Source organism: Micromonospora sp. TSRI0369 (assembly GCF_001905625.1).
GTDB classification, from domain to species: domain Bacteria; phylum Actinomycetota; class Actinomycetes; order Mycobacteriales; family Micromonosporaceae; genus Micromonospora; species Micromonospora echinospora_A.
Window position 1 is genome coordinate 44,389 of sequence record NZ_LIVU01000010.1, and the last position, 16,048, is coordinate 60,436.

Below are 16,048 nucleotides of genomic sequence, written 5' to 3' on the forward strand. Positions count from 1 at the left end.
GTACAATGTACGGCAGACCGTACGACAGGGTGGAGGACCACATGTCCGACGACCGCTTCGACGCCGCCGCAGAATTCGACAGCCAGCTCGACCGCCTCGTCCTGCTCGGCTATCCGGCGCTCGCCGGGCAGACCGAGGAGGCGTTCCGCGCCCAGCTCACCCCGCTGCGCGACGCCGCGCTCACCGGGGCGGCCGGGTTGAGCGGCCCCACCGAGGGACGGGTGCCGTTCCTGCTGGTGACCACGCGGGAACTGGTGCCGGTGCCGGAACGGATCGCGCTCACCACGCTCGCCGGCAAGCGCAAGCCCGGCGTCCTCGACCGGAACTTCCCCGCCGACGACCTGCCGGCGTTCCACCCGATCAAGGAGCTGGAGGTGCCGCCCGGCCCCGCGTACCTGCTCTTCGACGTGGACCGGGGCGAGGAGTACCGCAACGTGGCGCCGTCGGCCGCGCTGGAGGACATGACCGCGAAGGACCGGCTGCCGATCACCATCGACGAGGGCCTGGCGTTCGTCACGCTGTACCCGGAGGCGCTGGCGAGCAACAGGTGCTTCTCCCTCGTGGGCTCGCGCTGCGGCGACCGGCGGGTGCCGGCGCTGTGGATCAGTCAGGGCGCGCCGAAGCTCGGCTGGTGCTGGTTCGGCAACCCGCACACCTGGCTGGGCTCGGCGACAGCGAACCCGGTACGGGTGGGACTCGGCTGACGCCGGGGCTGGAGCAGGGCGCTCAGAAGATCTCGGCGACCGGCAGGACGAGCGCGAACGGCTGGTCGGCGCGGTACACGTCGGCCGTCGACAGCACCGCGGCCTCGCGGTAGCGGCCGTCGACGTTCTCCAGCACCGTCAGGGTCTCCTTGCGCGGCTCGACGAGCCAGTAACGCGCGATGCCGGCCACGCCGTACTCGTGGCGTTTGAGGACCAGGTCACGACCGGCGTTGCCGGGCGAGACGACCTCGGCCACGAGCAGCACGTCGGCCGGGGCGAGGGCCGGGCCGCCACGCTCCAGGGCCTCCTCGCGAGCGACGAAGACGTCCGGCACGAAGTAGGAGGAGCGCTTCGCGCTGACGCCGACGTCCTGCCCGACGAGCAGACCGGGTGGAGCCTGCCGGTCGAGGAGCCGGCGGAGACGGTTGGCGATCGCGCCGTGCCGGACGTCGGCGTGTGGGGACACGAGCAGGCTCCCGTCGAAGATCTCGTAGTCCTGGCCGTCCTCGGGGAGGTCCTGGAGGTCGTCCACCGTCCAGACGTCGCCGGTGCCGGGCCGTGCCGGGCTGGTCACTGTCACACCTCCTCTCTATCGGCTCACCCTGACACCCCGTTCGGTTGTCCACAACGACTCCGCGCCGTCCACCGGGTTTTCCACAGGCGTGAGGCGTTATCCACAGGTTGTGCACAGGGCGCAACGGCGCGCTCTTGACAATTCGGCTCAGCGGGCGAGACTGCCGGGGGTGACCGGAGCCGAGGAACAGCATCCACCGGGGCGGCCCGTCGAGGCCGTCCCGGTTCCCGGTCCGCGCGCGTCGTCGCCGCCCGTCCCCCGGCAGCCGGACAGCCCGCAGCCGGCCCGCACGCCGAAGCGGACCCGGATCGTGCTGGCCGAGGTCTCCCGGGCCGGCAGCCCGGCCGATCGCACCCGCTCCGAACTCACCCAGCAGACCCCGGTCGGCGAGACGCTGGTGCAGGGACTGATGCGGGCCCAGCTCTCGCTCGCGCTGCGGCTCAGCCTGCTGGTGATGATCGGGCTCGGCGGCCTGCCGTGGCTGTTCGCCATCGCGCCCTCGGTCGGCCGGATCACGGTGCTCGGGGTCAACCTGCCGTGGCTGCTGCTCGGCGTGGTCTCCTTCCCGTTCCTGATCGTGGTCGGCTGGGCGTACGTGCGGCTGGCCGAACGCAACGAGCAGGACTTCGTCGACCTGATCCGACGGCCGGAACGCTGATGTCCAACGGGTACGTGGTCCCGGCGATCGTCGCCGTCACGCTGGTCACCGTCGGCATCGGCTTCTACGGGTTGCGGCTGGCCCGGACCACCTCGGACTTCCTGGTCGCGTCCCGGGCGGTCAGCCCGACCTGGAACGCCGCCGCGATCGGCGGCGAGTACCTGTCGGCCGCGAGCTTCCTGGGCGTCGCCGGGCTGATCCTCAAGTACGGCGTGGACGTGCTCTGGTACCCGGTCGGCTTCGCCGCCGGATATCTCGCGCTGCTGCTGTTCGTGGCCGCGCCGCTACGCCGCTCCGGCGCGTTCACGCTGCCCGACTTCTGCGAGGTGCGGCTCGGCTCGCGGCGGCTGCGGACGCTCGCCACCGTCTTCGTGATCTTCATCGGCTGGCTCTACCTGGTGCCGCAGTTGCAGGGCGCCGGGCTGACCCTGGCCACGCTGACCGGCTCGCCGTACCCGCTCGGCGCGCTGCTGGTCGCCGTGGTGGTCACCGCGAACGTGGCGCTGGGCGGCATGCGGGCGATCACCTTCGTGCAGGCGTTCCAGTACTGGCTGAAGCTCACCGCGCTCGCCGTACCCGCGATCTTCCTGGCGTTGCAGTGGCAGGCCGACGCCCGCCCGGCGGTGACCCCGCCCGACGGGCCGACGTTCCGGACCGCGACCACAGTCGTGGTCGAGCACCGCGCGACGCTCACCCTGCCCGACGGCGACATCCGGGAGGTACGCCCCGGCGACCGCCTGGAGTTCGCCGCCGGTGACCCGGTGCCGGAGGTGTCCGGCGCGGCGACCGGCCCCACCGAGTGGCTGCTGCCGGACACCGCGGGCGAGAACGACAGAGGGCTGTTCGCCACGTACTCGCTGATCCTGGCCACGTTCCTCGGCACCATGGGCCTGCCGCACGTGCTGGTCCGCTTCTACACCAACCCCGACGGCGCCGCCGCCCGCCGCACCACCCTGGTGGTGCTGGCGCTCGTCGGCGTCTTCTATCTGCTGCCGACCGTCTACGGCGTGCTGGGCCGCATCTACACGCCACAACTGCTGGTCAGCGGTCAGACCGACGCGGTGGTGGTGCTGCTGCCCGGGGCGGCTCTAGGCGACGGCACCACCGGCCGGCTGCTCGCCGCGCTTGTCGCCGCAGGCGCGTTCGCGGCGTTCCTGTCCACCTCGTCCGGCCTGCTCACCAGCGTGGCCGGGGTGATCTCCACGGACGTGCTGGGCCGCGGCTCGGTACGCGGCTTCCGGATCGCCACGGTGATCGCCGGCGGGGTGCCCGCGGTGCTCTCCCTGAACGTCTCCGGGCTCGACGTGTCGCAGGTGGTGGGGCTGGCGTTCGCGGTGGCCGCGTCGAGCTTCTGCCCGCTGCTGGTGCTCGGCATCTGGTGGCGCGGCCTGACCGACCTGGGCGCCGCCGCCGGGGTGCTGGTCGGCGGCGGCGCGGCGGTCGGCGCGGTCCTGCTCACCGTGCTGGGCCCGCCGCTGACCGGCTGGCCGGCGACGCTGACCACGCAGCCGGCCGCGTGGACTGTGCCGCTGGCGTTCACCGTGATGGTGGTGGTCTCCATGGCCAGCCGGCGGCGGCTCCCGCGTGACGTCCGCGCCACCATGCTCCGCCTGCACACCCCGGAGTCGCTGCGCCTGTGAGGCGGGGCCCCGCTCGCTCGGCCCCGCCTCACACCCGAGCACCCGTCAGCAGGTGTCCGTGCCGGCACACAGCCGGTTCGCCACCGACCGGGCGGTACGGCGGGCCTCGGTGGGCGTGGTCTGGGAGTCGAGGCGGAGCTGAGCCACCAGATCGCCCTGCCGGACGACGAGCCAGCGGCCGGGCCTCCCCCCGACGTCGCTGCCCACCAGCACCCCGTCGTCGCCGCCGAGCGACTCAGCCATGATCGACAGCGAGTCGTCCGGCTGTTCCATCTCGCAGCCCGTTACCAACTTGCGGAGATTCTTCATCACTGTGGTGGCGGAGGCGCCCGAGTGCCGGGTCACCCGCTGGACGATCCAGTCGCTGGGTGAGTTGAACGCCACCGACCGGGTGGCCACCTCCCTGTCGGACAGCGACGGCGACTCGTTCACGCAGCGGGAGCTCATGAACTCCAGGGACCAGTCACCGTCCACCTTTCCCGTCTGCATCGTGAAGCCCGTCGGCAGGTCGGCGAGCTGGAGCGTCGCCGCCGCCGGAATCGTCCGGCTCGGCGTACGGCTGGTCGGCCCGCCGCCGATGCTGGCGGCCGGCTCTCCCGCGGTGCGACTCGGCGTCGACGTCCCGCTCGCCGACGGCTCGGCCGACGGCGTGGAACTCGGCGTGGGCACCGACGTCGGCGTGATCGGTTCGACTGTCGCCGGGGGCACCGGTGGCGGTGCGGCGTCCGGACGGGCCAGCACCACCCCGGTCGCCACGACCGCGACGGCGACCGCGGCGGCCAGGCCGGCGGCGACCTGGGTACGCCGGGCGCGCTGCCGTCCCCGGCGGCGCACCTGCTCGGTGGGCGCCCAGATGAGGTGCTCGGTGTCCTGATAGAGGTCGGAAAAGATCGGGTCAGGCATTGCGGACCTCCTCCGGGAAGTTCACGTCGAGCAGGGCGGCGAGGGCCTTACGGCCCCGGGCGAGGCGGGCCTTGACGGTGCCGCTCGGCACGCCGATCTGCGCCGCGATCTCCGCGACCGACAGGTCGGCCAGGTGGTAGAGGACGATCGCCTGCCGCTGGTCAGCCGACAACTGCCGCAACGCGCTGACCAGCGCGACCGTGTTCTCGGAGGGTGGCTTGACGGGAGGTGGCGGCCCGTGCCGCCGGTAGGCGACGACGCTGTTACGGACCTTCCGCCACCGGTTGACCAGCAGACGGTGCCCGACGGTGCGCACCCACGCCTCCGGGTCGTCGTACGTGCCGACCTGGGACCAGCGCTGCCAAGCCCGCGCGTACGCCTCCTGGGCGGCGTCCTGGGCCTCGTTCCGGTCACCGCCGAGCGCGTACAGCACTGTCACCACGCGTTGTCTGCTGTTCCGGTAGAACTCCTCGAACCCACTGTCCGGATCCATCTCTCTCCCCGCTGCCGTTCGTACGCCTGACACCCCCCGTCGTGGTCGCCGGTTGCACGCCGTCGGCGATCCGACTCGTACCTCTCAGGGATGAGGCGAGATCATCCTGCCGTCCGAGCAGCCGTTGGGCGGGGACCGATACGGTCGGACCATGACCGACCAGCACCCGGCGCTCTCCCTTCGTGGCCTGGCCAAGCGCTTCGACACCAAGGTCGCGGTGGCGGGCGTCGACCTCGTCGTGCCGACCGGCTCGTTCTACGGCCTGCTCGGACCGAACGGGGCCGGCAAGACCACCACGCTCTCCATGGCCGTCGGCCTGTTGCGGCCCGACGCCGGTGAGGCGCGGGTGCTCGGGTACGACGTCTGGGCCGACCCGGTACGCGCCAAGAGCCTGCTCGGCGTGATGCCGGACGGCGTACGCCTCTTCGACCGGCTGAGCGGGGCGGAGCTGCTGGCGTACCACGGTCTGCTGCGGGGCATGGACCCGGCGGTGGTCGACCAGCGGGCGGCGGAGCTGCTCGACGTGCTGGCGCTCTCCGACGCCGGGCGCACGCTCGTCGTCGACTACTCGGCCGGCATGAAGAAGAAGATCGGCCTGGCCTGCGCGCTGCTGCACGGCCCGCGCCTGCTGGTGCTGGACGAGCCGTTCGAGGCGGTCGACCCGGTCTCGGCCGCGCTGATCCGGGACATCCTGCACCGGTACGTGAGCGGCGGCGGCACGGTGATCTTCTCCAGCCACGTGATGGAGGTGGTCGAGCGGCTCTGCTCGCACGTGGCGATCCTGGCCGAGGGCCGGATCACGCGGGTCGGCACGCTCGCCGAGGTGCGCGGCGACCGGTCGCTGGAGGACGTGTTCGTGGAGGTCGTGGGCGGCCGGACCGCCACCGGCGAGGAGCTGTCGTGGCTGTCCCGGTGACCGTTCCCGAGCGGCCGGCCCGGCGCGTTTCGTCCCGGCACTTCGTCCGGCTCAAGCTGCGGGTGCTCGGCAACAACTTCCGGGGCCAGAAGTGGCGGATCGCGCTGTTCGTGCTGGGCCTGCTGCTCGGGCTCTGGTTCGCCGCCGCCGGGTTCTTCCTGCTCGCCACGCCGGGCCTGGCCGACGAGCCCCGGTACGCCCTCATGGTGGCCGCCTTCGGCGGTGGCCTGCTCACGCTCGGCTGGCTGCTCCTGCCGCTCGTCTTCTTCGGCGTGGACGAGACGCTCGACCCGGCCCGGTTCGCGCTGCTGCCGCTGTCCCGCCGCACCCTGGTCACCGGCCTGCTCGCCGCCGCCCTGGTCAGCGTGCCCGCGCTGGCGACGGCGCTCACCGCGGCCGGTCTGGTGGTCACCGCCGGTCTGCTGGGCGGCTGGTCCGCCGCCCTGGTCGGCGCGCTCGGCGTGGTCGCCGGGCTGCTGGTCTGCCTGGCCGGGGCCCGCGCGCTGACCAGCGCGTTCGCCACGATGCTGCGGTCCCGCCGGGTACGCGACCTGGCGGCCGTGCTGCTCGCCGTCCTGGCCGCTCTGCTCGGGCCGTTGCAGCTGCTCGTGTTCGCCGCGGTACGGCAGACCGACTGGGACCGGCTGGACGGCGTGGCCCGGGTGGTCGGCTGGACGCCGTTCGGCGCGCCGTGGACGGCCGGCGTGGACGTGGCCGAGGGCCGGGCCGGCGCGGCGGTCGCGAAGCTGCTGATCGCGGGCGCGACGCTCGGCGTACTCCTGTTCTGGTGGTCGCGGTCGCTGGAGTCGGCGATGGTGGGCACCGCGAGCAGCGGCCCGGCGCGGACGCCGCGCGGTGTGGTCGGCGGCGCGGTGGCGCAGTTGTTCCCCCGCGCGGTGGGCTGGGCGCGGCGGGACCGGTTCGGCGCGCTCGTCGCCCGCGAGTGCCGCTACTGGTGGCGGGACGCCCGCCGCCGGGCCAACCTGATCACCGTGGCCGTGGTCGGTGTGTTCGTGCCGGTGATGGTCAACCTCGGCGGCGTGTCGTTCACCACCGAGGGCGGGGCGGAGCTCGGTGGCGGCGATTCCTCACCGGCGCTGGTCAGCCTTTCCATGATCTTTGTCGGGGCGCTCGCGTCGTTGACGCTCGCCAACCAGTTCGGCTTCGACGGCAGCTCGTACGCCGCGAACCTGGTCGCCGGGGTGCCGGGGCGGGTGGAGCTGCGGGCCCGGATGGCCGCGTTCTCGATCTACGTGGTGCCGATGCTCGTCGTGATCGCGGTCGCGCTGGCGTTCGTGCTGGGGCGTCCCGCATGGCTCGGCGTGATGGGTGGCGCGTTGGCCGCCGCGTACGGCTGCGGGCTGGCGATCAACGGGTTCGTGTCGGTGCTCGGCGCGTACTCGCTGCCCGAGTCGAGCAACCCGTTCGCCATGAACAGCGGCGCGGGGTTCACCAAGGGCCTGCTCACGCTGGTCTCCATGGTCGCCTCCGCGATGACGGCGGTGCCTTTCGTGGTGGCCGCCGCGCTGCTCGGCGACGTGTGGTTGTGGCTGGCCCTGCCGGTCGGCCTCGCGTACGGGGTGGGCGCGGCGCTGCTCGGCGCGTACCTTGCCGGGGACACACTGGACCGCCGGCAGCCGGAGCTGCTGGCCACTGTCACCCCGAGGCGCTGATGCCGGTCGTCGAGGCGGTCACCACTGTCGCGATCCCCCCGGAGCTGGCGTTCGCGGTCTCCCAGACCGTCGCGCCGGTCCGCTACCGCTGGGACCCGTTCGTCCGCGAGCAGCACTTCGTCGACGGCGCGACGGCGCCCGGCCGGGGCGTGCGCACGTACACCCGCTCCCGGCACGGCCTGGTCATGGTCAGCGAGTACGTCTCGTGGTCACCGCCGACGAACGTCGGCATGAAGATGGTGCGCGGGCCGTGGTTCTTCGAGCGGTTCGGCGGCGGCTGGCGCTTCGCGCCCGGCCCCGAGCCCGGCACCACGATCGCGACCTGGCGGTACAACTTCCGCTGTCGGCCGGCGTTCCTGCGCCCGGTGGCCGAGCGGATCGGGGTGTGGCTGCTCGGGCGCGACATCCGCCGCCGGATCGCCGGGTACGCGGCCGGATGCGCCGACCCGGAGGTGCTGGCCGCCGCCCGCCGGTCGCTCGCCGGCGACTGATCCGCGTCAGGCGGTACGGCGCATCGCCGCGTAGACGGTGTGCCCGTCGCCGACGCTCGTCATGGTGACCAGCTCCCAGCCGTAGTTGGACAGGTGCTCGATCGCCTCCGTCAGCGGCTGGAACGCCCGGCGGCCCCAGGTGTTGTTCGCCCGGATCAGCAGGTGCCGGTGTGGATAGGCACGCAGGTCAACCTGGCCGCTGAGGACGGCATCGGCGGCGACGACCCGTTCCTGGGCGAGCTGCTGCGGAGGGATGAGATTCATGCCCGGCAGGGTATGGCGTTCCGTCGAACCCCGCCGGGCAGCGGACGGCACAATGTTTCACGTGAATCCAGAACCGGGCGCGCAGATCCATTCCACCGACCCGTTCGCGGCGCCGGCCGGGCAACGCTCGCCGGTACGACGGCTGCGCGGCCGGCTGGCCGCCCCGGTGACGCTCTGGACCGCGCCCGGGCCGGCCGGGCTGACCGTGTCGTCCACGCTCGTGGCCGAGGGGGAGCCGGACCGGCTGCTCGGGCTGATCGATCCGGAGTCGGACCTGTGGGCCGCGGTCGAGGAGGCCGGGCGGTTCGCGGTCGCCCCGCTGGGCCCGCGCCACCGGCAGCTCGCCGACCGCTTCGCCGGCCTGTTCCCGTCGCCCGGCGGTCTGTTCGCCCTCGACGCCTGGACCGAGACGCCGTACGGGCCGGTGCCGGCGGACGCCGGCGGGTGGGCGGGGTGCCGGCTCGACACCGCCCGCGATTACGGCTGGGGCCTGCTTGTCGAGGCCACCATCGAGTCGGTGGACCTCCCCGCGGACACCCTCCCCCTGCTGCACTACCGCGGCCGCTACCGCGAGCTGACCGACTGACCCACCGCCGTCGCTTGCGGAGCCGGGGGCGGTGGGAGGAGGTCGGGGTGACCGGTTAGCGGAGTGACGTGGGTCACTCGGCGCAGCCGGGGCGCCGTTCGGCGCAGCCGCTCGCCGCCGGGCGGCGGAGCCTTCCCGGGCGGGGAGCGCGCTCTCTACCGTGCGCGAAACTCCCCCACGCCTGCGAAGGTGGTGATCCACAGATGTCCACGGACACACCCGCGTCCGCCCCCGCCGAGTCGGCGGCGGAACGGTACCTCGCCGTCCAGCGGTCCGACGAGTTCGCCGGGTTGCGGCGCGCGCTGCGCGGCTTCATCTTCCCGATGACCGTCGCGTTCTTCCTGTGGTACGCGCTCTACGTCATCCTCTCCGCGTACGCGCGGGGATTCATGGGCACGAAGCTGATCGGCAACATCAACGTCGCCCTGGTCTTCGGCCTGCTCCAGTTCGTCTCCACGTTCGTCATCGCCTGGCTCTACTCCCGGTTCGCCAACCGCCGGATCGACCCGGTCGCCGACCGGATCCGCGACGAGATGGGGGAGGTGACCCATGAACACGGTCCTCGCGGCTGAGGCGGGCAGCACCACCGCCCGGAACCTCACCATCACGCTGTTCCTGGTCTTCGTCGCGATCACGCTGGCGATCACCGTCTGGGCCAGCCGGCAGACCAAGACCGCCACCGACTTCTACGCCGGCGGCCGGTCCTTCTCCGGTTTCCAGAACGGCATGGCGATCGGCGGCGACTACATGTCGGCGGCGTCCTTCCTGGGCATCGCCGGCATCATCGCGCTCTACGGCTACGACGGCTTCCTCTACTCGATCGGCTTCCTGGTCGCCTGGCTCGTGGCGCTGCTGCTCGTGGCCGAACTGCTGCGCAACTCCGGCCGGTACACGATGGCTGACGTACTGGCGTTCCGGATGCGGCAGCGGCCGGTCCGGACCGCGGCGGCGGTCTCCACCATCACCGTTTCGATCTTCTACCTGCTGGCCCAGATGGTCGGCGCCGGCGCGCTCGTCGCGCTGCTGCTCGGCATCAAGCCGGGCACCACCTTCCTCGGCATGGACGCCGACACCGCCAAGGTCGCCACCATCATCCTGGTCGGCGCCCTGATGGTCATCTACGTGACGGTCGGCGGCATGAAGGGCACCACGTACGTGCAGATCGTCAAGGCGTTCCTGCTGATGGGCGGCGCGCTGGTGATGACGCTGCTGGTGCTCGCCAAGTACAAGTTCAACCTGTCCTCGCTGCTCGGCGACGCGGCCGACGCCTCGGGCAAGGGAGCGGCGTTCCTGGAACCCGGGCTGCGCTACGGCGTGGAGACACCCGGCGACGCGCTGAAGACGTTCTACAGCAAGATGGACCTGCTCTCGCTGGGCATCGCGCTGGTCCTCGGCACGGCCGGCCTGCCGCACATCCTGATCCGCTTCTACACCGTGCCGACCGCGCGGGCGGCCCGTAAGAGCGTGCTCTGGGCGATCGGCATCATCGGCTCGTTCTACCTGCTCACCCTGGCGCTCGGCTTCGGCGCGGCGGCGATCGTCGGCGGGCAGGCGATCACCGAGCAGGACAAGGCCGGCAACACGGCGGCGCCACAGCTGGCCGAGGCGCTCGGCGTGGACTTCCTCGGCGGGAACCTGGGCGGCGCGACACTGCTGGCGATCATCGCGGCGGTCGCGTTCGCCACGATCCTCGCGGTGGTCGCCGGGTTGACGTTGGCGTCGTCGTCCAGCCTGGCGCACGACTTCTATGCCAACGTCGTCAAGAACGGGCAGGCGTCGGAACGGCAGGAGGTGACTGTCGCCCGCATCTCCGCGCTGGTGATCGGCGCGGTCTCGATCGTCCTGTCGATCTACGCGCAGAGCCTGAACGTGGCGTTCCTGGTCGCGCTGGCGTTCGCGGTGGCCGCGTCGGGCAACCTGCCGGCGATCCTCTACAGCCTGTTCTGGAAGCGGTTCAACACCTCGGGCGCGGTCTGGGCGATCTACGGCGGCCTGCTCTCCGCCGTGCTGCTGGTCTTCTTCTCGCCGGTCGTGTCCGGCGCGCCGACGGCGATGTTCCCCGACCACGACTGGCACTGGTTCCCGCTGTCGAACCCGGGCATCATCTCGATCCCGTTCGGCTTCCTGTGCGGCTGGCTCGGCACGATCCTGTCCAAGGAGAGCGACGAGGAGAAGTACGCGGAGCTGGAGGTGCGCTCGCTCACCGGAGCCGGCGCGCACTGATCAGCACGTCGAGCGGGGCCCCTGCCGTACGCGGGGGCCCCGCCTCGCGTGTATAGGCTGACCGCCATGAAGGTCGCTCCCCGCTTCGGTAGCGGACACCGCATCCTCGTCACCGGCGGCGCCGGTTTCGTCCCGTCCCACCTGGTCGACCGGCTCGTCGAGCGCGGCTGCACGGTAGTGGTGCTGGACAACTTCGTCACCGGGTCCAAGGAGAACGTGGCCCACCTGCTGGACAAGCCGAACTTCACCCTCGTCGAGGCGGACATCTCCGACGGCCTGCCGCACCACCCGGCGATGACGGAGCGGTTCGACGCGATCCTGCACATGGCGTCCCCGGCCAGCCCCACCGACTTCGAGAAGCTGCCGGTGGAGATCCTCCGGGTGGGCTCGGTGGCCACGCTGGCGCTGCTGGAGCGGGCCACCGACGACGGCGCGCGGTTCCTGATGGCCTCCACCTCCGAGGCGTACGGCGACCCGAAGGAGCACCCGCAGCGGGAGACGTACTGGGGCAACGTCAACCCGATCGGCATCCGGAGCGTCTACGACGAGGCGAAGCGCTTCTCCGAGGCGGCCACCATGGCCTACCACCGCAGCCGGGGCACCGACACCGCGATCGTGCGGATCTTCAACACGTACGGCCCGCGGATGCGCCCGGACGACGGCCGGGCCATCCCGACCTTCATCTCCCAGGCGCTGCGCGGCGAGCCGATCACCGTGCACGGCACCGGCAACCAGACCCGCTCGATCTGTTACGTCGACGATCTGGTGCGCGGAATCCTGCTGCTGCTCGACTCGACGCAGACCGGGCCGATCAACTGCGGCACCGAGCACGAGATGTCGATGCGGCAACTGGCCGAGACGATCGTGTCACTCACCGGAAGCACGTCCGAGGTGAGCTACATCACTCGCGCCTCGGACGACCCGGAGATGCGCCGCCCGGACCTGACCCTCGCCCGCGAACTGCTGGGATATGAGCCGAGCGTCACGCCGGAAGACGGACTCGGGCGCACGATCGAGTACTTCCGCGGGCGGCTCGGGTACTGAACCCGCCCGGACGCGGCTGACATCGGCGCGCGTACGAGGGCGTCGGTGGCCCGGCCGACCTACCCTCGGTTACATGTCAGCGACCTCGTCTGCCGGCGCCCCCTTCCCGCACCACCTCAACCGGGATGCGGGCCGCGCTTCGGTCCCCGGCTCCGGCCGGGGCGCCACCGGGCGCGCCCGCACCTCGGATGCCCGCTGGTATCCCCCGCACGACGAGGCGCCCCGCTCGGGCCGTACCGGCGGTCCCGTGGGGCCGACCGGACCCGGCGGTCCGGGCGACGGCGGCCCGGGTGGCCCGGGCCGGCGCGGCCCCCGGCCCCGCTGGGGACGCATCGGCCTGGTGGCCGGTGTCGTGGTGCTGGTGCTGGCGCTGCTCGGCGGCCTCGGGGCCTGGTTCTACGCCCGCAACCTCGACGACGACCTGGCCCGTACGGACCCGTTCGCCGGGATCACCGGGGGCCGGCCGGCCAAGCAGGTCGACGGCGCGTTCAACATCCTGCTCGTGGGCAGCGACTCGCGGGACCCGGACGCCCCGGTCGACGGCTCCGGCAAGTGGCGCGCGGACACCGTGATCGTCATGCACATCCCGGCCGACCACAAGCGCGCCTACCTGGTCTCGGTGCCGCGTGACCTGTACGTGCCGATCCCGGAGAACGCGGGCGCGTCCTGCGACTCGGGTTCCCGCAACAAGATCAACGCGGCGTTCGCGTTCGGCGGCCTGCCGCTCGCGGTGAAGACCGTGGAGTGCTTCACCGACGTACGGATCGACCACGTCATGGCCATCGACTTCGGCGGCTTCAAGGAGGTCACCGACGCCCTGGGCGGGGTCGACCTCAAGGTGGAGCGGACCATCACCTCGATCCACAAGCCGTACCGGACGTTCACCAAGGGCGTGAACCACATGAACGGCGCCGAGGCGCTGGACTGGGTCCGGCAGCGCAAGCAGTTCCCGGACGGCGACTTCGCCCGGATGCGGCACCAGCAGGAGTTCCTGAAGGCGCTGATGGACAAGGCGGCGAGCACCGGGACGCTCACCAACCCGAAGAAGCTGAACGACTTCCTCAAGGCGGTGACCGCCGCCGTCACGGTCGACCAGGGATTCTCGTTGACCGACATGGCAGTGCAGTTCCGCAGTCTGCGAGGCGAGAACCTCACGTTCGTCACCAGCCCGCACCTGGGCGGCCAGACCATCGACGGCCAGTCGGTGGTGGTCTCCGACCGGGAGAAGGCGCTGGCGATGTACAAGGCGATCGCCGCGGACCGGATGGCCGAGTGGATGCAGGCCAACCAGAAGGGTTCGGGCGACAGCGCCGGCGGCTGACGGCGAAGCCCGAACGACAGAGCCGGTGTCACGCGTGAGAACCACGCCACCGCGGCGGCAAAACCGCCGACCGGCCCCTTACCCCTGCCCGTTCGGCCACAACCGAGGATGTAGGCCGGTATTGATGGGAATTGCCGCCCTACGAGGTCGCGAGAACGGGAACAGATACGTAAAGTGGTCCCGCCCCCGATCACCGAGCTGGAGCACGCATGTCGGTCCAGACCAGCCGTCGCCCGCAGTCACCGGCACCCGGATCATCCGGGCGGGTCCCTCCGGTCATCCCCACACAGCCCGGTTCTGGCGGTCGCGGCCCCGGCGGCCCGAAGAAGAAGCGCGCCAAGCGCAAGGACCCGCTCTGGGCGAAGCTCACGCTGGTGCTCGGCGCCGTGCTGATGGTGACCAGTGGCGTCGCGATCGTCGGCAGCAAGGCGGTCATCGGCCAGGCCACCGACAACATCGCCCAGCGCAACCTGCTCGGCGGCGCGGGCAAGAGCGAGGCCGAGGGCGGCAACAGCCTCGAAGGCCCGATCGACATGCTGCTGCTCGGTGTGGACGCCCGCGAGCGCTGGGCCGCCGATGACGTCCGGTCGGACACGATCATCATCCTGCACATCCCCGCCAGCCACGACCAGGCGTACCTGATCTCGATCCCCCGGGACACCGAGGCGCGTATCCCCGCGTTCGAGAAGAGCGGCTACAAGGGCGGCACCGACAAGATCAACGCGGCCTTCTTCCACGGCGCCCAGAACGGCGGCGGCTGGGAGGGCGGCGCCCAGTTGATGGCCAAGACGATCAAGTCGATGACCGGGATCGGCTTCGACGGCGCCGCGATCATCAACTTCGGCGGCTTCAAGAGCGTGATCGACGCGCTCGGCTCGGTACGCATCTGCGTGAGCCACGAGGTCAAGTCGCACCACATGTCGTACGTCGACGGCAAGCCGATGTGGAACGCGGACGCGAAGAAGACCGGTAAGTCGTACAAGGCAGTGGTGCACAAGAAGGGCTGCCGGGAGATGGAAGGCTGGGAGGCGCTCGACTACTCCCGCCAGCGCTACGGCCTGCCGAACAGCGACTACGACCGGCAGCAGAACCAGCAGCAGCTGATCAAGGCGATGGCCAAGAAGGCCACCGAGGGCGGCATGCTGACCAACCCGATCAAGCTCAACTCGCTGATGAAGGCGGCCGGCAAGGCGTTCGTCCTGGACACCGGCGGCGTGCCGATCGCGGACTTCATCTTCACGCTCAAGAACCTCAACGGGAACGACCTGGTCACCCTGCGGACCAACGGAGGGACGTTCGCCGGCAACGACAACGGCCGGGAGACGTTCAACGAGACGACCATGGACATGTTCCAGGCGGTCAAGAACGACAAGCTGGCCGACTTCGTGATCTCCAACCCGGACGTCCTCTCCACCCGTAAATGACCTGCTGACCTGCGCGAAAGCGCCACCGGTCGGCCGATCCCCCCGTAGCCTGACGTGAGCGGGTCTCATGTCGCGGCTACGGGGGGATCGTCACGTCCAGGCCAGCACGGAACCGACGCGGGCGGGGCGCACCCGCCCGCTGGGCCCGGTTCCTGCTCGGTGCCGGACTCGTCCTGGTCCTGCTCGCCGCGCTCGGCGTGGCCGGGCTGAACTGGCTCACCCACCGCTACGACCGCACCGTCGCCAAGGAGCAGCTGCTCGACCCGGCCGCCCGGAAGAAGCGGACAGACCTGGACGGCGCGCTCAACTACCTCCTGATCGGCTCCGACCACCGGCCCGGCGCGAACCCCGAGGACCAGCGCTCCGACAGCATCCTGATCGTGCACGTGCCGGCCGGCATGCGGCAGGCGTACCTGATCTCCGTACCCCGCGACCTGCTGGTGGCACTCCCGGCGGCGCCCGGCTTCCCCGGCGGCCAGGACAAGGTCAACGCCGCGTACGAGCACGGCGGCGGGGGCGAGGGCGGCGCCCGGCTGCTCAGCGCCACCCTGAGCCGGCTCGCCGGAATCCGCTTCGACGGGGCGGCGCTCGTCGACTTCTCCGGCTTCAAGCAGGTGATCGACCAGCTCGGCGGCATCCGGATGTGCGTGGACACGCCGGTGCGCTCGATCCACACCCGGCACCAGTTCGACGCGGGCTGCCAGCAGATGGACGGGGCCCGGACGCTCGACTACGTGCGGCAGCGCTACGACCTGCCGGGCGGCGACTTCGACCGGCAGCGGCACCAGCAGCAGATGCTCCGGGCGGTGCTCGACCGGGCGGGCGAGACGCGCCTGCGCACCGACCCGGTCAAGCTGGACCGGGTGCTGCGCGCGGCCGGCGGGGCGCTGACCGTGGACACCAACGGCGTACCGCTGGACGAGCTGCTCTTCGCGCTGCGCGGGCTGCCCGCGGACGCCCTGCGCGGGGTCCAGATCCCCTCCTACCCGCAGACCATCGACGGAATCTCGTACGTGGTGCTGGACAACGGGAGCGGCGGGCTCTTCGCCGCGCTGCGCGACACACACGTGCCGGAATGGGCCGGCGCCAACCCGCGCTGGGTCAACCGCCTGTGAGCGGTTCGGGCGACTAGGC

The 16,048-nt window shown here is 71.5% G+C and carries 17 protein-coding genes; 13 read left to right on the plus strand and 4 right to left on the minus strand.

Features of this window, described 5'->3' with window-relative positions; translation table 11 throughout:
- Positions 1–41: 41 nt before the first annotated feature.
- Complete coding sequence (locus AMK25_RS26360) at positions 42–704, plus strand: DUF5701 family protein (RefSeq protein ID WP_241826496.1); 663 nt, start codon at positions 42–44, stop codon at positions 702–704.
- A gap of 22 nt (positions 705–726) precedes the next feature.
- On the opposite strand, the gene AMK25_RS26365 is transcribed toward AMK25_RS26360, so the two are convergent.
- A complete protein-coding gene (locus tag AMK25_RS26365; protein WP_158070679.1) occupies positions 727–1,278 on the minus strand; it encodes a Uma2 family endonuclease in 552 nt (183 codons plus the stop codon).
- A gap of 307 nt (positions 1,279–1,585) precedes the next feature.
- Here AMK25_RS26365 and AMK25_RS26370 point away from each other — a divergent pair, with 307 nt between their 5' ends.
- On the plus strand, positions 1,586–1,936 hold the full coding sequence (locus tag AMK25_RS26370; protein WP_073831177.1) for a hypothetical protein: 351 nt from the start codon (positions 1,586–1,588) through the stop codon (positions 1,934–1,936).
- Entirely contained in the window at positions 1,936–3,576 is a 1,641-nt protein-coding gene (locus tag AMK25_RS26375; protein WP_073831085.1) for a sodium/solute symporter, read from the plus strand. Before AMK25_RS26370 ends, AMK25_RS26375 begins: the two co-directional genes overlap by 1 nt.
- 45 nt (positions 3,577–3,621) lie before the next feature.
- Here AMK25_RS26375 and AMK25_RS32830 read toward each other — a convergent pair whose 3' ends face one another.
- Positions 3,622–4,479 (minus strand): hypothetical protein, encoded by an 858-nt coding sequence (locus tag AMK25_RS32830; RefSeq protein WP_073831086.1) that lies wholly within the window; start codon positions 4,477–4,479, stop codon positions 3,622–3,624.
- On the minus strand, positions 4,472–4,972 hold the full coding sequence (locus AMK25_RS26385; RefSeq protein WP_073831087.1) for a SigE family RNA polymerase sigma factor: 501 nt from the start codon (positions 4,970–4,972) through the stop codon (positions 4,472–4,474). The genes AMK25_RS32830 and AMK25_RS26385 overlap by 8 nt, the downstream gene beginning before the upstream one ends.
- A 151-nt stretch (positions 4,973–5,123) precedes the next feature.
- Between AMK25_RS26385 and AMK25_RS26390 the strand changes: the two genes are divergently transcribed.
- The 3 genes from AMK25_RS26390 to AMK25_RS26400 are packed head-to-tail and all read left to right on the plus strand — an operon-like array spanning position 5,124 to position 8,052.
- Positions 5,124–5,888 carry an ABC transporter ATP-binding protein gene (locus AMK25_RS26390; RefSeq protein WP_073831088.1) on the plus strand — a complete coding sequence of 255 codons (765 nt, stop codon included), beginning with the start codon at positions 5,124–5,126 and terminating at the stop codon, positions 5,886–5,888.
- The gene (locus AMK25_RS26395; protein ID WP_073831089.1) at positions 5,873–7,561 is read left to right on the plus strand and encodes an ABC transporter permease; all 1,689 of its coding nucleotides are present in this window, start codon (positions 5,873–5,875) and stop codon (positions 7,559–7,561) included. Before AMK25_RS26390 ends, AMK25_RS26395 begins: the two co-directional genes overlap by 16 nt.
- Entirely contained in the window at positions 7,561–8,052 is a 492-nt protein-coding gene (locus tag AMK25_RS26400; RefSeq protein ID WP_073831090.1) for an SRPBCC family protein, read from the plus strand. The genes AMK25_RS26395 and AMK25_RS26400 overlap by 1 nt, the downstream gene beginning before the upstream one ends.
- Before the next feature lie 6 nt (positions 8,053–8,058).
- Here AMK25_RS26400 and AMK25_RS26405 read toward each other — a convergent pair whose 3' ends face one another.
- Positions 8,059–8,316 carry a hypothetical protein gene (locus tag AMK25_RS26405; RefSeq protein WP_073831091.1) on the minus strand — a complete coding sequence of 86 codons (258 nt, stop codon included), beginning with the start codon at positions 8,314–8,316 and terminating at the stop codon, positions 8,059–8,061.
- Between AMK25_RS26405 and AMK25_RS26410 the strand changes: the two genes are divergently transcribed.
- From AMK25_RS26410 to AMK25_RS26440, 7 genes are all read left to right on the plus strand, one after another.
- Positions 8,306–8,902 carry a flavin reductase family protein gene (locus AMK25_RS26410; RefSeq protein ID WP_443189928.1) on the plus strand — a complete coding sequence of 199 codons (597 nt, stop codon included), beginning with the start codon at positions 8,306–8,308 and terminating at the stop codon, positions 8,900–8,902. The two genes, AMK25_RS26405 and AMK25_RS26410, sit on opposite strands and share 11 nt — an antisense overlap.
- A gap of 203 nt (positions 8,903–9,105) precedes the next feature.
- A complete protein-coding gene (locus tag AMK25_RS26415; RefSeq protein ID WP_073831093.1) occupies positions 9,106–9,474 on the plus strand; it encodes a DUF485 domain-containing protein in 369 nt (122 codons plus the stop codon).
- Entirely contained in the window at positions 9,452–11,125 is a 1,674-nt protein-coding gene (locus AMK25_RS26420) for a solute symporter family protein (RefSeq protein WP_073831094.1), read from the plus strand. Before AMK25_RS26415 ends, AMK25_RS26420 begins: the two co-directional genes overlap by 23 nt.
- A gap of 66 nt (positions 11,126–11,191) precedes the next feature.
- On the plus strand, positions 11,192–12,169 hold the full coding sequence (locus AMK25_RS26425; protein WP_073831095.1) for an NAD-dependent epimerase/dehydratase family protein: 978 nt from the start codon (positions 11,192–11,194) through the stop codon (positions 12,167–12,169).
- A 73-nt stretch (positions 12,170–12,242) separates the two neighbouring features.
- Positions 12,243–13,490 (plus strand): LCP family protein, encoded by a 1,248-nt coding sequence (locus AMK25_RS26430; protein WP_073831096.1) that lies wholly within the window; start codon positions 12,243–12,245, stop codon positions 13,488–13,490.
- 209 nt (positions 13,491–13,699) lie between these two features.
- A complete protein-coding gene (locus AMK25_RS26435; protein WP_073831097.1) occupies positions 13,700–14,914 on the plus strand; it encodes an LCP family protein in 1,215 nt (404 codons plus the stop codon).
- A gap of 197 nt (positions 14,915–15,111) precedes the next feature.
- Positions 15,112–16,029, plus strand: coding sequence for an LCP family protein (locus tag AMK25_RS26440; protein ID WP_241826497.1), 918 nt, complete (start codon positions 15,112–15,114; stop codon positions 16,027–16,029).
- Positions 16,030–16,048: the final 19 nt, after the last annotated feature.

Bases quoted from the DNA above. Each gene is read 5' to 3' on its own strand.
- AMK25_RS26360 (WP_241826496.1), top strand. From the start codon at position 42: ATGTCCGACGACCGCTTCGACGCCGCCGCAGAATTCGACAGCCAGCTC.
- AMK25_RS26375 (WP_073831085.1), top strand. From the start codon at position 1,936: ATGTCCAACGGGTACGTGGTCCCGGCGATCGTCGCCGTCACGCTGGTC.
- AMK25_RS32830 (WP_073831086.1), bottom strand. From the start codon at position 4,479: ATGCCTGACCCGATCTTTTCCGACCTCTATCAGGACACCGAGCACCTC.
- AMK25_RS26385 (WP_073831087.1), bottom strand. From the start codon at position 4,972: ATGGATCCGGACAGTGGGTTCGAGGAGTTCTACCGGAACAGCAGACAA.
- AMK25_RS26390 (WP_073831088.1), top strand. From the start codon at position 5,124: ATGACCGACCAGCACCCGGCGCTCTCCCTTCGTGGCCTGGCCAAGCGC.
- AMK25_RS26400 (WP_073831090.1), top strand. From the start codon at position 7,561: ATGCCGGTCGTCGAGGCGGTCACCACTGTCGCGATCCCCCCGGAGCTG.
- AMK25_RS26410 (WP_443189928.1), top strand. From the start codon at position 8,306: ATGAGATTCATGCCCGGCAGGGTATGGCGTTCCGTCGAACCCCGCCGG.
- AMK25_RS26405 (WP_073831091.1), bottom strand. From the start codon at position 8,316: ATGAATCTCATCCCTCCGCAGCAGCTCGCCCAGGAACGGGTCGTCGCC.
- AMK25_RS26415 (WP_073831093.1), top strand. From the start codon at position 9,106: ATGTCCACGGACACACCCGCGTCCGCCCCCGCCGAGTCGGCGGCGGAA.
- AMK25_RS26420 (WP_073831094.1), top strand. From the start codon at position 9,452: ATGAACACGGTCCTCGCGGCTGAGGCGGGCAGCACCACCGCCCGGAAC.
- AMK25_RS26425 (WP_073831095.1), top strand. From the start codon at position 11,192: ATGAAGGTCGCTCCCCGCTTCGGTAGCGGACACCGCATCCTCGTCACC.
- AMK25_RS26430 (WP_073831096.1), top strand. From the start codon at position 12,243: ATGTCAGCGACCTCGTCTGCCGGCGCCCCCTTCCCGCACCACCTCAAC.
- AMK25_RS26435 (WP_073831097.1), top strand. From the start codon at position 13,700: ATGTCGGTCCAGACCAGCCGTCGCCCGCAGTCACCGGCACCCGGATCA.